The organism is Colwellia sp. TT2012 (genome assembly GCF_001440345.1).
Lineage (GTDB): Bacteria > Pseudomonadota > Gammaproteobacteria > Enterobacterales > Alteromonadaceae > Colwellia.
The window spans coordinates 93,032-107,937 of sequence record NZ_LJYX01000006.1 but is presented as its reverse complement, the minus strand read 5'-3'; the positions used below and the strand labels follow the sequence as shown (position 1 = coordinate 107,937).

The following is a 14,906-nucleotide window of genomic DNA, read 5'->3' as shown; positions in this document are numbered from 1 at the left end:
TTTACCTCTAATCGCCGTCATTTGAGTTAAAACCAATATTAATATCAGTGGCTTGGACAAAGTCGACGGTCAGCACATCTCTAATCGCTCGCAAGGCATCAATAGCCGCGGTTATTTGCGCACGACCTTCATCGGTTTTTAATAAGTCTTCATAACTGCCTGTTAATACATCAGCTGAATCGATGGCGTTATCTATTGCTGTTAACATTTCAGTAGCGATATTTTGTTGGCTTAAATGACCAATTAAGATGTTATCAAAACCATGACCGCCACCGGCACTATAGATAACTTTGAAGGTGGCAATATTTTTTTGAATACTACGAACTGATTCATCACTAAATACATGCTCGGCAATGGTTGGAATGCCTGGACTGGCAACCGACAAAGGCACTAACATTTTTTCGTCTTTAACGCGTTCAATTTGCTCAAGCCAGTTAGTCACTAACTCTTCAACGGCATCCTTTTTACTGCTGAAATCACCTGTACCTTGAGTAAGTTGTGCGTGATAATTACCGCCAGCTATTTGCCATTCACTATTTACTACCTCACTGATAGTGGCAACATTAGCGCTTATCGCCGTTAACACTTGGCAACGCTTGTCTTTATCATTGGCGTTAAGCAAGCTATCTTGATTAGCTTCGGGAAATAATAACAGCTCTAGTGCGGGTAAACCTTGGCTACCGACACTTTGTTTGGCGATAAAATCTTGGTTAATTTCTTCATTACTAGCAAGTAAGTTAGCGATTCCATTACCGACATTGTCTTTACTATCTGGCCAGTAATGTAGTCTAAAAATGCGATTATCATTCACAATCGGCCCCACTTTTAACCAGGCAATGGTTTGCCAACTTGCTACTACTGCACGCCATGATTGCTGTAGTACTACTAGATCGTCATTGTTATTGCTTGCTTTTGTACAAAATTCAGTAGTTTGGCTGCTAAGCGAAGCTGAGCTAGCTTGCAAGTTTTGATAACTTGGCAAAACATGATTATTGGCTAAATCAGTTAGCCACAAGCCAAACTCATCTTCGATAGTGGTGCCTGGTGTTGTCGGCTCAGGATCAATAGCATCTATTATTGTTTCAGAGCCACCACACGCGGTTAAAACCGCAGTAACTAGCAAGCAAGTGAGTAACCGAGTTGGTGTTTTTGTTAAAAATTTCATGTTAGTTTTCATCATTGTCTGCTTAACTTCCTTTGAATTGTCCTAGATTGCCTTTACAAATTTCACTAAGGCATCTCGTTGTTGTTTGTTTAGTGCGACATAAGCTTGTTTGGCAGACTCTGCTTCACCGCCATGCCATAAAATTGCTTCGCTAATAGTGCGCGCTCTACCATCATGTAAAAAACGCTGCTGACCAGTTTTATATTGCTGTAAGCCGATACCCCAAAGCGGCGCAGTGCGCCACTCTAGCCCATTGGCATTAAACTCATAAACCCCGTCAGCTAAACCTTCACCCATATCGTGTAAGGCTAAATCTGTGTAAGGCCAAATAGTTTGCTTGGCTAGTTCCTTCACTGGATAATTTTCATCGGTGACATAACTTGGTCTATGGCATTGCTGGCATTGCAGTTGATAGAATATTGTTCTACCTTTTTGCACGGTTTTACTTTTTAGATTTCTAGCAGGTGGCACACCGAGCAGCTCATTAAATGTGACGGTAAAGTCGAGACGATTATCCGGTATTTCTAAATCAGCTAAACTATGGCCGCCATACTCAGCAGCATAGTTACAAGCCATTTGCGTATTAGTACAGCTTTCATTAGGGAAACTGCTATTGGTAATACCTATGTCATCGCGAAAGGCCGCGGCAACTTGCTGATGCAAATTAGGTTGCTTGGCTTTAAAACCAAAACGCCCCACTTCTATGGTGCCAGTGATAACATTTGGCACACGGTTATATTTTGCCGAAATACCATTGCCATCACTGTCATTGATATCTTCTTGGCTAAGTAGATCGGCAGTGTTAATGGCATTGAGTAAACCCATGCCAAAAATATTGGGCGCCAGCCTAACCGATAAACCAATATGCGGTGCAAGCTCGCCATAGGCTAACTTTGTTAGTTGATAACTCGGTTTAAGTAATTCATAAGACTCACCATCAACAAAGCTGCCCGGTATTTTGTCATAACGTTTATCTAACCAAGCTTCACCAACGTTGTTGGTGTAAGGTGATTTTTTTACCAGCGCTGCATCTGTCAAACGGTAGCTGATTGCCCGAGGTTGAATTTGACCACCATAGATAGGATCAACCGTAGTTATGCTTGCATCTTTACTGCCTAAACGCACCACTAATGACAAAGGTAAAATATGACCTTCTTCATCGATTTTGGCGCGTGAGCCAGCAGTATGACAAGCAATACAAGAGCGAGTATTAAATAATGGCCCTAAGCCATCACGATTAGCCGTAGCACTGGGCGCTGCCACCCAAGGGTCACGGAAAAAAGAAAAACCAGTCCAAAAATCGAGTTTTTGTTTACTACTAAGCTTTTCGCCCGGATAAAGGTAACTGGCATATAAGCGTTTATGGGTAATACCACCAGCGGGTTGCTGCTCGCTGATATCAAAGGCAGGTACCTCTACTGGTCTATTTTGCAACTGAAGCCCTGCTGATTCGCTGCCACTGCTATCACAAGCAGATAAGCTGACCAACAAACTAATAAACAAAAAGCTAACAGCCAGATATTTTTTATTCTGTATCTTATTCAAACTACAGTGCCGCCTTTATAACGATTGAAGAAAAGCGAGTAGCTGTTCACGCTCAGCTTTGCTGTAATTCATAAAGGTTTCTTTAGAGTTTTTTGCTTCACCGTCATGCCATAACACCGCTTCTTCAATAGTGCGCGCACGGCCATCATGTAAAAAGCTTGCACCTTTATTTACCGTTTGCACTAAACCTAAGCCCCATAACGCCGGTGTTTTCCATTCAGTGCCGCTGGCATCACCTTGAATAAGACCATCTGCTAAACCATCACAGCGCTGCACATATAAACACTCTGCGCCCGTTGAACAAGATAAACCAGCCGTTGTTTCTCGAGTCACTGCACAGCTGCCACCCATGTCATGCAATAATAAATCGGTATAAGGGTAAATGGTCTGATTTGACAGTACCGCAATACTTTGAGCATGCTGACTATCGGTATTAGCAGTTAAGCCTCCTAAGCTTAACTCTCCTAATTCGCTGCCTTTAGCATCACCAGTAACATGACGCGGCGTATGACAGCCACTACAATTTGCTTGTAAAAACAGTTTGCGGCCAGCAGTCACTTCCTCAGTCCAAATATCGCTATTTTTATCATAACCACGGCGGGCAGGAACGGCTAAAACACGGTTATAGAATTCAACTAAGGCAAGTGAATGATCACCCAAATCAACCTCATCACCCGTTTTGTTTTCTTGTTCAGCGGCAAGCAAACAAGCAAGTTGTGTTTCTAAACATGGCTCACTAGCAATAATGCTAGTAGAAACCCCCATATCGCCGTTATAAGCGCCGGCGACTTGTTGTAATACTGTCGGGTTTTGCGCTTTGTAGGCAAAACGGCCAATGACCTTTTCACCAGTAAAAACATTAGTCACCATGGAAGCGCGACCTGAAATGCCATCACTATTGCTATCCTCTTCGTCAACAAGGGCAAGTAAATTTTCTTGTGGAATAGCATCAAGTAAACCAACACCAAAGGCTTGCGGAGCTACACGCGCAGAAAAACGTATATCTTCCATAAAAGCGCCGTAACTTAAATCACGCACTTTATAAACTGGGTTACGTAATGCATAAGCACTACCATCTGGATATGAACCCGTGATTGTTTCAAAAACGATAAAGGGAAAGGCTTCACCATAAAGCTGGACACCGCTGACAGAACCATCATGTTTAGAAAAACCTGCGCTTAATGCATTACCATCGATAAAACCATGGATGGAAAACGGTTGAATTTGATCGCCATAAATAGGATCAGCTTCACCTTTACCATTGGCTAATTTAACCAACATACTGCTCATCGGTGTAGTAGGTGTTCCGGGGACTACGCCACGACCATCATTTAAATGACAACCTTGACAACTACCTGTACTTAAAATAGGCCCAATGTCATCATCAGGAGTACGAAAGAGGTGATCACCTTGAGTAAAAAATCCGTCTAATTGAAAGTCACCAATAATCGCGGCTGGCTTTCTGCTAAAAGCATTTTCATTACTGACAAAAGTTGTCGCTTCGCCACCAGATAAGTATTCAGACTTATCAATAACGTCGATATTTAGTGGTGTCAAACCACTGTGGTCAAGTACGGGCTCTTTTGGAGTAGGTGGCGTTGGCGTGACTGTTTCTACTGCATCAGAGCCACCACAACCTGATAAAACGGAACTGAGTAAAAATAGACTTAGGAAAATAACGACTGCGCTTTTATGCATTATTGTGCTCTCAATTTATACCCAAGCTACTTCAATATGCTCGTTTCAGGACGGCTGAGCGATTCATACTCGTCCCCGTAGGGCTGGTTTTTGAGGTTGTTTGGGTATATACATGCTTGGCTTTAAACGAATGAATCCACATAAACGAATACTCATTTATGTGGATGATATAATTTTTTATAATGACAATGGGCTCAACCAGAGCCCATTACCGACAAATAAAATATTTGTTAAATAAATTAAGCTTTAAATAGTTTGCTCGGTATCATCTCGAAGGTCATTTGTAGTTACACCAAGTGCAATAATTACTGCTTCAATATCATCAGTTTGTGCAACTAGTGCATCAATTACTGCTTTAATATTTGGTTGAGCAATACCTTCTTGCATCAAGACATCAAATGGCGTACCTGTTTTCGCTTTGGTATCAATAACCGCGGCAGCTGACATAGTCGCTTCTAATGCACCACGTAATTTATTAGCAAGTTCATGCTGCCCTTCAACTACGAGTAAGTCATAAATTGAAGCACCTTCAATCACTTCACCATCGATGCGCACATATTTAGCGTTAAAGCTGTTTTGTACACCTTTGGCGTTTAAGAAAATATCTCTGTGGGTGTTATCACTAAAACAAGAATGTTCATCTTCTTGAGAGTTTTCAATCAAGGCAACATTAATACGTTCACCGGCTAATTCACCAAAACTTAAGCGACCCATGCCTTCAAGAATTTTAGCTAGAGAAACATCACCACCAGCAACAAATGTTTTGTAATGTGCGCCAGAAACTGGCTCCCATTGCTCAGTTACCCGTGTTAATTCTTTAATTAGTAATTCAGCAGTGGTTACTAGGTATTGGCCACGACGAGTACAGATTTCATCTGCCATGACATTACCAAGACCAGAAGTACAAGCGCCAGAGGTATTAAAGTCTGAGAATGGACGTTGACCAGGGGTATTATCATGCACCTTAGAGTCTGACTGCGCCGCTTCTTTGTTTAAATCTTGTCCCCAAAGTAAAAACTCAATAGCGTGGTAACCAGTAGTTACGTTACGACCATCTTCACCATGCTCAAAAAGATTTGATAGTGTAGTTGCATCAATAGTTGCATACTTAAATGTGCCATCATCTTTCTTAGCCGCAATAATACCGCCCATACCTACGGCATTGGCTGGACTTTCAGGACCAGATAAACCATCGACAGCTTCAACATAATCAATTATTGCTTCACCTAGTGGCCATGCATTAATTAAACCTTCTGGGCCTTCACCAGCATCATCTTTACCTAGCGTGCCGTCGGCTTTTAATTCATCAATAGGGCCTTGACGGAAACGATAAACTTCGGTTTGTCCGTAGGGTTCGCGTGAATCTAACCAAGCTTGTTTAGCAAGAGCAAAATTAACTTTAGACGGGTCAGCAACAAATGTTTCTAACACTGTTTTTAATGTGGTAGCACTAATTAATGAATCTGCATAAGCGGCATAAGCAATGTTAGCATTGGTGGTAATAACATCGTCACGGGTAACAAAAGTACTAACACCACTTTTGCCGGCAATACCTTCTGCTCCAGCAACACCTGATGTACCGTCATCGCCATCTTCAACACAGGCAGTTAAGCTTAACGCAACCAGTAGTGCAGCAGATATTTTTGAAAAAGAGCTAAATTTCATGTCTTCCTTAATCCCTAAAAGTAAATTACAAATGATAATGGTTCGCATTATAACTATTATTATTATTATGTCTACGTTTTGTTACATCTTTACCAGGAAAGTTACGATTTTTTGAGCTAAGTAGACTATTTAGAAACTCTTTACACAGATTATTGCAATTTTCGGACTGTTTTTTTGACTCGGCTACTGTACTAGCGCAAAATTGGCCAGTGTTAATAATGCCAATCGAATAACTTTATTGATTTGTTTGGTATAAATAGTAACTTCGTCAAAGGCAAGTTATTAAAAAAACAACTAAAAAATTTTGTTAGGGAACTTATGAAAAAAATTAAACAGCTACTTACCTTAAAAGTAATGCTGCCTATGTTAGCGCTTAGCAGCATGACCACATTCGCCGATGAAGGTATGTGGCAACCAAACCAATTACCAACCATCGCCAAAGAATTAACTAAAGCTGGGTTAAAATTAAACCCCAATGATTTAACCGACCTAACCGGTTTCCCTATGGGAGCTATTGTTAGCCTTGGTGGCTGTACCGCGTCATTTGTATCTGATCAGGGCTTAGTTGCCACTAACCACCACTGTGTTTACGGCTCAGTGCAATACAACTCAACCGCAGAAAACAACTTACTAAAAAATGGCTTTTTAGCTAAAAATTTCTCTGAAGAGTTACCGGCAACACCCGGTAGTCGCATATATGTCACAGAAGAAATTACCGAAGTAACTAAACTAATAAAATCAGGCGTTACCGAAAAAATGTCGGGTAGCGATCGTTATAAAACCATTGATACTAATTCAAAAAAATTAGTGGCTGAATGTGAAAATGATGATAGATACCGTTGTAGTGTGGTTAACTTCCACGGCGGTTTAGAATATTACTTATTTAAACAGCTGACTATACGTGATGTTCGCTTAGTACACGCGCCAGCGAGCAGTATTGGTAAATACGGCGGCGATGTTGATAACTGGATGTGGCCACGTCACACTGGTGATTACGGTTTTTACCGCGCTTATGTAGGTAAAGACGGTCAACCTGCTGATTTCAGTAAGGACAATGTACCTTATAAGCCTAAACATCACTTAAAAGTAAATAAAAGCAGTGTTGATGATGGTGATTACATCATGGTTCTTGGCTACCCAGGCAGAACGAACCGCTACCGCACTGCTTATGAAGTTGAAAATACCTTCACTTGGACTTACCCACAAGCTAAAGCTTACCGCGAAGAGATTATTGATTTAATCCATACTCATTCAGCAGAAGGCAGTGCAGCGCGTATTAAGTATGAAAGCACACTAGCAGGTCTTGCTAACTATGCTAAAAACTATGGTTCAATGATCCACAGTTACAACAAAGGCTCGTTTTTACAACGTAAGCAAGAACTTGAAAGCAACTTAACTAAATGGTTATACCTCAGCACTAAGCGTCAAGCACAATACGGTAAAGCATTATCTGGTTTAGACCAGTTAGTTAAAATGGATGATAAGCAACAAGCCCGCGACTTAATCTTAGGCTATATGCGTTACAGTAAAATGTTATCTACTGCTAAAAGCTTACACCGTTTAGCCATTGAAAACACCAAGCCAAACCTTGAGCGTGAACGTGGTTATCAAGAACGTGATATCGCCCGTTTTGAACAAGGCATGAAGTCAGTTGATCGTCGTTATGATGAGAACATTGATCAAGAAATTCTTGTCGCTATGTTAAGACACTACGTTGCTTTACCTAAAGCCGATCGTTTACAGTCATTTGATAAGTTCTTTGCTTTAACAAATGCTACAGCTAAAAACTTTAATGAACAGAAGCTACGTAAACAGTTAAGTAAAATGTACAAAAATACCCAGCTTAATTCACAAGAACAACGTTTAGCCTGGATGACTAAATCAGTAGCCGATTTTAACAATTCTAAAGACCCCTTTATTCAATTAGCGGTTACTAGCTTTAAAGAACGTAAAGCCATTGAAGATAAGTCAAAAGAGTTAGCGGGTAATATTCAAGCATTACGTCCTAAGTACATGGCAGCGCTTATTGCTTACTTCAACGATAACGATTTACCTGTATATGCCGATGCTAATAGCACTTTGCGTATCACTTACGGTAATGTTAAAGGTTACTCGCCACAAGATGGATTAACGGCAACGCCTTTTACCACCCTTGAAGGTATTGTGGCTAAAGATACTGGTGTGGCACCTTTTGATGCGCCGCAAAAGCAATTAGATTTGATCAATAACAAACAATACGGCGAATACGCGAAAAAAGCGCTTGGCTCAGTACCGGTTAACTATTTAGGGACCCTAGATATTACTGGTGGTAACTCAGGTTCACCTACGCTTAACGACAAAGCTGAATTTGTTGGTTTAGTGTTTGACGGTGTTTATGAAAGTATTATTGGTGATTGGGATTACGATACTAAGTTAAATCGTTCAATTCACGTTGATGTTCGTTACATGCTTTGGGTTATGGAGCACGTAGATGGCGCCACTAACTTAATTGAAGAAATGGACATTGTTGAGTAATACTTGAATAAGTAAAAACTTAGCAAAAATGTAAAACTATCGCAAATGTGCGTCCTGCAATTGCTTAATACCGTACATCCTGTACATAAAAATCCGGCCATGTGCCGGATTTTTTATCAATGACTAAGGTGAACTGGGCTTATTTGTTTCGCTAATGCTTAACTAATACTTAAACCGGCAATTAAGTCACCTTGATGTGCGTTACATGCTTTGGGTTATGTAGCATAAAGTAGTAAAGTAGAAAGTAGAAGACACCCCTCTCAACATAATAATCATAGGTTATCACAAGCCATTTAATTTTTATCAGGAAAACCGCCTGACACTTGGCTTTTTCATGTGAATTAAACTAAATTACTGGGCAGTTATAAAAAATAAGAACTTTGATAAATTCCAGGCATGCTGAAGTTTTTACACTCAATCAATCTGCTTGATTTGTTATGAATTGGCAGCTAAGCGAATAGCTTTTGACATACAGACACTGCCGCACGTTTTTTAAGGTGTTGATGCTGACAAAATTCGGTTAACGCTTCAGGCTTACCTACCGCACCATGAAATACCTTTCTAAATTGTGTCGTTAATATTAACCAGTTTTCTACTTATGAGCGACTGTCCCTGTTATTTTACTGTTATTCTGTTTGAGCGACTGTCCCTGTTATTCTGGAGGGAATATAAAAGCTCAATACGTTCCACTAGGTAAAAGTTTATTATTTTACTTTAATTTGACTATATTTAATAAAGGTACTGCGAATTTATATGTGCTTAGAGGGAGGGTATTTGTACCCTCAGGGACGATTAAATGATGATTTTACAGTGTTCACTTCATAATATTAGAATTTTATTTTTTATCGATGTAAAAGAACAATTATGAAAAAAAAGCTAGCGTTATTAGAAGTTGAGAGAAAGCACTTAAAGATAGTGAGTGATTTTGCTGTTAAAATATTATCCATTGATACATTTGAGCAAGTATTATGGTATTTGGCGAGAAATGTGGTTGCAAAACTTGGTTTTGACGATGTTGTTATTTATATGTTGGATGATAATCGGCAAGTGTTTGTTCAAAAAGCGGCTTTTGGTAATAAAAATCCATCAGGTGATGAAATATTGCAACCAATAGAAATAGTCATAGGTAAAGGGGTTGTTGGTCATGTTGCGCTTAGCAAACAAAGTCTGTTAATAAACGATACTCGTGATTTTCCTGGTTATATCATTGATGATGAAATGAGGCTTTCAGAACTAGCGGTACCTATGATGTTAAAAGGGGAAGTAATTGGTATTATAGACTCTGAGCATAAATCATTAGGCTTCTATACACATCAACATCAGCGAACCTTAACGGCTCTTGCTTCCATTACCGCAACTAAAATAAATGAAACGAAATTATTATCTCAATTAAAGAATACCATTAAGCAATTAGAATATAGCGGAAAAATGCAAGATGCTTTGATTAATATAACTGAGATAACCTTTGACACTATTTGCTTAGAGCAATTTTTTCAAAGGTTACATACTTGTATCGCTGAGCTAGTTTTTTCTGAAAATTTTTACATAGCCTTATCTACAAAAAACGCGAATATTATAAGCATACCTTATTATACAGACAAAAAAGATAAAATTCCTAAAGACTTAATTATCCCTCTAAATCAAGTAAAAAAAAGTATTACGTTTTATGTCTTGGATATTGAAAAGCCTTTATTGGTGAATGAGCCTGAAATTGATAATATGATTTCGGAAGGAAAATTTCACCTTATTGGCTCTATGCCAAAAACTTGGTTAGGGGTACCCTTTGGAAAAGGCAATTCAAAAGGTATTATTGTTGTTCAAAGTTATGATGAAGAAAATATGTTTAATGAAAAAGATAAAAAACTTTTAATGTTTGCCGCTAAACATATACGAAATGCAATTGAACGAATTCAGGAAAAAGCAGAGCTTAGTTTTTTAGCGTTGCATGATAAATTAACAAAGTTACCAAATCGGGCCTTATTTTCAGATAGAATGGAACACGCTATAGCTAATCTTAATAGAAAAACATCTAAAGGAATAGCAGTGTTTTTTTTGGATTTAGATAAGTTTAAAAAAGTCAATGATACTTATGGCCATCATATTGGAGATCAACTGTTGATCGAAATGACATGCCGAGTTAAAAGCTGCTTGAGAACATCAGATACCTTATGCCGATTAGGCGGGGACGAATTTGCCATACTATTAGAAAATATAAGCGATTTCAATGATGTAACTAATATTGCGAATAATATAATTAATATAATGCAAAAACCAATTATTATTGATCAAATGGATATCTGCATATCTATAAGTATTGGGGTGGTATGTTCTAAAGGTGGGGTCTTGGCGGAAAAATTATTGATTTATGCGGATGAGGCGATGTATCAAGCAAAGAATAATGGTAGGAATCAAGTGTATTTTTCTTCTCATCATTAAATTTAATTGATTTAAATATCTAGGATACTCGCTTATAAAGCAACCCAAAATAAAACAATAACACATGCTACTTACTTCACTCAAAATAGCCTCAAACTTTTCAAATGAATAACAATCTCTATTAAGTTTTTAGATAAAAAAAGTAGAAAAAAGTAGAAGAAAAAGTAGAAGACACCCCTCTCAACATAATAATCATAGGTTATCACAAAAAAGTAGAAGACACCCCTCTCAACATAATAATCATAGGTTATCACAAGCCATTTAATTTTCATCAGTAAAACTAAAAAAATAGAAGACACCCCTCTCAACATAACAATCATAGGTTATCACAAGCCATTAAATTTTTATCAGTAAAGCCACCTGACATTTAGCTTTTTCATGTAAAAAAACAGAAGACACCCCTCTCAACATAACAATCATAGGTTATCACAAGCCATTAAATTTTTATCAGTAAAGCCACCTGACATTTAGCTTTTTCATGTGAATTAAAATAAATAACTGGGCAGTTATAAAAAAATATGAACGTTGATAAAATTCAGGCGTGTTTAAGCTTTAACACTCAATAGGTAGTTTAATTTATTATGATTTTTTTATGAAGTAACCTTAAGCAAATAGCTTTTGACAAACAGACACTGCCGCGCGTTTTTTAAGGTGTTGATGCTGACAAAATTCGGTTAACGCTTCAGGCTTACCTACCGCACCATGAAATACTTTTCTAAATTGTGTCGTTAATATTAACCAGTTTTCTGTACTGATGTTTAATCGCGTTAATATGCTGGGCAAATTATTGTCAATGTAACCTCGTTTATCTTCTCTAATGCAACGACCCGTTAAGTCTACCAGTTCAATATAATCTTTCAGCTCAAAAGCTAAGCCTTTAGGGGCGTTTTGTCTTGGGTTACCGACAAAGGGGCAAAGTAAGGTGGGTTGTTTTTCATTTTTAGCGGCTCTTATACGCTGTTGAATACTGGTGTGATTCGAGCTCTCAGGGGTTTCTGCTATTTTGGCTCTTATTGGATTTAAATCAACATATGCCATACAGGCAATAACGGCGGCTTCATCTAATAAGGCTTGAGATTTAAAACGCCCTTCCCAGAACCTACCTGTGCATTTATCTTCTTTATTCGCCTGTACAGCAATGCTTTCATTTAGAATGCGCATAAACCAGCTAATATCTGTTAATCTCGACCGATAAACTTGTGCAGTTTCTTCCAATATCTGTTGTAGAGGTTTAATCAGTTTATCACCACGAAGGTATTGCTGGGTAATGAGTGTACCTTTAAATAATTGATGCCAACGGGTAACCACTTCATGCATTGACCATGTTTTGGCTTGTTCAACATCAACACACAACACAATATGGGTATGATTACTCATTACCGCATAAGCACATACATCAATAGCAAAGGTTTGACTTAACGATAATAACTTGTCCTCTACCCAACCACGTCTATGCTCAAAGCTTTGCCCGGTGACTTTATCTTCGCCACATAAAAAAGCACGACGAACACAACGGGAAATACAGTGATAATAAGGCGTATCAATTAAACTGACTTGCTGTTTTCTTGCCGTTGCCATAGTAACCTCAACTGGTTTTATTGCTGATTAATAAGCATAGTTGAGGTTGCTATTTATTTCCATTGAGAGGGGTGTCTGCTATTTTTTGTGTTTCCATTGAGAGGGGTGTCTGCTATTTTTTTTTTGAGAGGGGTGTCTGCTATTTTTTTTGCTATTTTTTTCTAATTTTAGCCTTTTCACCTCATTTGAGTATAATGACTGCAATCTTATTCACCTCACCTTAATACGGATATTGTTTTCCCTTATGATCAAGACTCGCAAGCAAGCTATTAAGCAAAAGCTCATCAAGACATTCAGTAAAATACTGCCCCTTTCGCTGTTAACACTAGCAACTCAAGCATTTGCCGACACTACTTATATCGGTATTGATTATATGTTAACCGATATTGAACTGGCGAGTGAGAACGCCAAACCCAGTGCTATAGCAATACGTGCAGGTGTTAGTAATAACAATATGGCTTTTGAAGCTCAGTATTTAGTAGGAAATACCGATGATGTTTATCGTATGGCGTTCGATTTAGAACAAAGTGTTGCGCTATATTTTGTTATGCAATCCGACATTAGAGACGGTTTTGGCATGGATGTTTCCGTAGGTTATGCCATGACGGATATGACAGTATCAGGCCCTGAAGAAACCTATAACGGTGAAGATCATTATAATGGCTTTTCATGGGGAATATCTATGCATCAACAAATACCCTATTTTGAACAGGCGAGTATCAGATTGGGTTATCAATCGCTCTATAAAGATAGCGATATTGAAATAACAAATATCTCCCTTGGTTTCACTTATACCTTTTAAGAAGTAACTTTTAAGAACACCTTTTAATTAATACTTTTAAAAACCACTTTTACTTGGCATTCCTCATGAACTTAATAAAAAATTTATCTAAAATAACCTTAGTGGCTTTAGCAATAACAACAACCTTGCTAACCGGCTGTGAATCTGACAATAACTCGGCTGAACTCGCTAAAGCGGTTGAACTGGAAAAACAGCGAACACTAGGTACTATCATCGAGTCAGTTACCATCACAAATGCTCAAACACGTTTAAAAGCAGGTGAAACACATCAGCTAAGCGCGACAGGCATTGATAGCAAAGACGCAGTAAGAGACGTAACTAACGAATTAACATGGACTTCAAGTGATACCACTATTGCCACAGTGAATAGCAAAGGTTTAGTAACTGCAGTAGCAAATTCTGAGGTCAACCAAGGTACAGTAATTATCACTGGCAGCACCATTAATGATATTACTGGTGAAGGAGAAATATCGGTTAGTGACGTGGCAGTAAGTAACATTAGCTTAAAGCAAACTTCACCAGAAAGTGGTCATATTAATACCTGCTTTGATGCCAGCATTAAAGGCGATGTAGGTTATGAAGATGGTTACATATCACTTAATACGGTAAAGGATATGACTTTTAGCCTTGATAGCGCTACTAGTGCAGTTATTAATAAAGAAGGTACTTTATATACTTCCGCAGCAGGCATAGAAAATATTACCATTACCGCAAAAGTTAATAATATTAGCGCACAATTAATTGTCACTGCTGACGCTAAAGACCTAGATACTATTGATATTTTACAGGACGATAAAACAACTACATTTATCACCCTAAACATTGGCGAACGCATACAAGTAAATGCTCAAGCCAAACTGATTGCAACAGTATCAACGGATACTTTTATTATCGATAGCACCATTACTTGGTCGCAAGCAGATGCTGGCTATATAGGTATCACAGCAACAGGTGATAACAAAGGCACATTATTTGCGCTTAAACCTGGTGTTACTCAGCTTATTGGCAGTTGTGGCGGTAAAAAATCCATAGCCACCATACAAGTTAAAGGTGCCGCAGCCCTTGATGGCATACAAATAAATGCTGGTGAAGATATACTAATAATAGCACCATTACAGTCAATAGAACTAACGTTAACGGCCAACTACACCAGTACGCCAACGAGTTTAAATGTCTCTGAATTCGCTCAATGGAGCATTAATGGTAGCAATTTACTTGAGGCTGAATTAAGCAACTTAGGTACAGACATAGCCAGCTACACGCTAACCAGTACCAAAAATTCCGTAGGTTTTGCATTTGTTTCGGTGATTTATCAGGGTATAACGCGCAGTGTCCGAATAGAAATAGAAAGATAGCCTCAGAACTAAGCGCCGATAAAATAAAAACATCAACGATAAAGCCGCCCTTTGCTAGATCTGCTTTAACAAAGGCGCGATCAATTAGATGCAGTGATTTAACATCACGAATACCACGGTTGTCCGCAGCATCATGATCTATCATTCA

Annotated in this window: 9 protein-coding genes; 4 read left to right on the top strand and 5 right to left on the bottom strand. The window is 38.6% G+C overall.

The window, feature by feature from the left end:
• Nucleotides 1-7: 7 nt before the first annotated feature.
• The 4 genes from ASU03_RS02250 to ASU03_RS02235 form a co-directional block, all read right to left on the bottom strand.
• On the bottom strand, nucleotides 8-1,165 hold the full coding sequence (locus tag ASU03_RS02250; RefSeq protein WP_197411173.1) for an imelysin family protein: 1,158 nt from the start codon (nucleotides 1,163-1,165) through the stop codon (nucleotides 8-10).
• A gap of 42 nt (nucleotides 1,166-1,207) precedes the next feature.
• Nucleotides 1,208-2,710 (bottom strand): di-heme oxidoreductase family protein, encoded by a 1,503-nt coding sequence (locus tag ASU03_RS02245; RefSeq protein WP_231731468.1) that lies wholly within the window; start codon nucleotides 2,708-2,710, stop codon nucleotides 1,208-1,210.
• 15 nt (nucleotides 2,711-2,725) lie between these two features.
• Nucleotides 2,726-4,408 carry a di-heme oxidoreductase family protein gene (locus tag ASU03_RS02240; protein WP_057830275.1) on the bottom strand — a complete coding sequence of 561 codons (1,683 nt, stop codon included), beginning with the start codon at nucleotides 4,406-4,408 and terminating at the stop codon, nucleotides 2,726-2,728.
• A 246-nt stretch (nucleotides 4,409-4,654) separates the two neighbouring features.
• The gene (locus tag ASU03_RS02235; protein WP_057830274.1) at nucleotides 4,655-6,073 is read right to left on the bottom strand and encodes an imelysin family protein; all 1,419 of its coding nucleotides are present in this window, start codon (nucleotides 6,071-6,073) and stop codon (nucleotides 4,655-4,657) included.
• A 318-nt stretch (nucleotides 6,074-6,391) separates the two neighbouring features.
• Here ASU03_RS02235 and ASU03_RS02230 point away from each other — a divergent pair, with 318 nt between their 5' ends.
• Together ASU03_RS02230 and ASU03_RS02225 are read left to right on the top strand one after the other, a co-directional pair.
• A complete protein-coding gene (locus ASU03_RS02230; RefSeq protein WP_057830273.1) occupies nucleotides 6,392-8,587 on the top strand; it encodes a S46 family peptidase in 2,196 nt (731 codons plus the stop codon).
• A gap of 864 nt (nucleotides 8,588-9,451) precedes the next feature.
• Nucleotides 9,452-11,023 carry a diguanylate cyclase domain-containing protein gene (locus tag ASU03_RS02225; protein WP_057830272.1) on the top strand — a complete coding sequence of 524 codons (1,572 nt, stop codon included), beginning with the start codon at nucleotides 9,452-9,454 and terminating at the stop codon, nucleotides 11,021-11,023.
• A gap of 603 nt (nucleotides 11,024-11,626) precedes the next feature.
• Here ASU03_RS02225 and ASU03_RS02220 read toward each other — a convergent pair.
• Complete coding sequence (locus ASU03_RS02220) at nucleotides 11,627-12,601, bottom strand: transposase (protein ID WP_057830271.1); 975 nt, start codon at nucleotides 12,599-12,601, stop codon at nucleotides 11,627-11,629.
• Between the two features lie 244 nt (nucleotides 12,602-12,845).
• On the opposite strand from ASU03_RS02220, the gene ASU03_RS02215 reads away from it, so the two are divergent.
• Nucleotides 12,846-13,403 carry an outer membrane beta-barrel protein gene (locus tag ASU03_RS02215; RefSeq protein ID WP_057830270.1) on the top strand — a complete coding sequence of 186 codons (558 nt, stop codon included), beginning with the start codon at nucleotides 12,846-12,848 and terminating at the stop codon, nucleotides 13,401-13,403.
• A 65-nt stretch (nucleotides 13,404-13,468) separates the two neighbouring features.
• Nucleotides 13,469-14,758 carry an Ig-like domain-containing protein gene (locus ASU03_RS02210; RefSeq protein ID WP_057830269.1) on the top strand — a complete coding sequence of 430 codons (1,290 nt, stop codon included), beginning with the start codon at nucleotides 13,469-13,471 and terminating at the stop codon, nucleotides 14,756-14,758.
• The last annotated feature ends 148 nt before the right edge of the window (nucleotides 14,759-14,906 follow it).